At 73.8% G+C, this 538-nt stretch carries 1 protein-coding gene; it reads left to right on the forward strand.

The window, feature by feature from the left end; genetic code table 11:
- On the forward strand, positions 1 to 454 hold a 454-nt coding region (locus FNQ90_RS26260), incomplete at its 5' end, for a GNAT family N-acetyltransferase (RefSeq protein WP_182608569.1).
- Between the last annotated feature and the right edge of the window lie 84 nt (positions 455 to 538).

The following is a 538-nucleotide window of genomic DNA, read 5'->3' on the forward strand; positions in this document are numbered from 1 at the left end:
CTGGCAGCGCCAAACCCTGATCGCAGCCTTCATCGGTGTCGGAATCCTGGTGGGGCCCGCCGCGCTGGACTCCAGGGGCCCGCAGCACCCGCCCAACCCCGCCTGGCTCGCCGAGCGCTACCCCTCGGGGGAGACCGCCCAACTGCGCCGGGTCTACGTGCGCCCGGAACACCGACGGCGCGGCCTGGCCCGCCGCATGGTGGACGAGCTCGTCGCCTTCGCCGTCGCGGAGGGCGGCTACCGCTCGCTCTACCTGCACACCGACCCCACCGTGCCGGGAGCCGAGGCGTTCTGGCGGTCGCTGGGGAAGGTGGTGTGCGACGAACGGTCGGCCCCGGACGGCGGACAGGGGATCCTGCACGTGGAGCTCCCCCTGCTCCACCCGGGGAGCCACGCCGAGGTCGGCGCCCCCGGAACCCGGAGGGTGGGAGCCGGAACCCCCGCACCGTCATGAAAACCATTGTCGGGTAATCTCGGGACGATCCGGCCGGATCGCCGACGCCCCGCGCCGATCGCCCCGGCTGCGGGAACCACCACC

This window comes from Streptomyces alkaliphilus, assembly GCF_014141535.1.
GTDB lineage: Bacteria > Actinomycetota > Actinomycetes > Streptomycetales > Streptomycetaceae > Streptomyces > Streptomyces alkaliphilus.